This is a genomic window from Corynebacterium sp. HMSC074H12, from assembly GCF_001813755.1.
Taxonomy (GTDB): domain Bacteria; phylum Actinomycetota; class Actinomycetes; order Mycobacteriales; family Mycobacteriaceae; genus Corynebacterium; species Corynebacterium hiratae.
Map to the genome: position 1 here is coordinate 1 of NZ_KV813891.1, position 290 is coordinate 290.

At 55.2% G+C, this 290-nt stretch carries 1 pseudogene; it reads right to left on the bottom strand.

What is annotated here, in order from left to right:
* A pseudogene (locus tag HMPREF2932_RS03825) lies at positions 1-290 on the bottom strand (IS256 family transposase); the annotation flags it as partial.

The window sequence follows — 290 nt, forward strand, 5'->3', positions numbered from 1 at the left end:
GGGTGGCCGCGTCGTTTACGTTCTTCTTGTGCCCAGGCTGCGCGTGCGGCTTTTTCTCCTTGGCGTCCGAAGTCTTGTTGCTTGGCTAACTCCAGTGGCGCTACCGGGTCTTCGGTGTGGGTGTAGAGCCACCAGTCCATGGTGATGCGCTGATGCTCATCGAACATGCCACGATGATTGCCCGCTAAGTCTTTGAGCTGTTTGTTGATGCCGCCTTCCAGCAGGTTTGTGGTGGCTTTTAAGTCCTGTGTGACACCTTCAGGCGGGTCAAGGAAGGTAAATAATTGTCC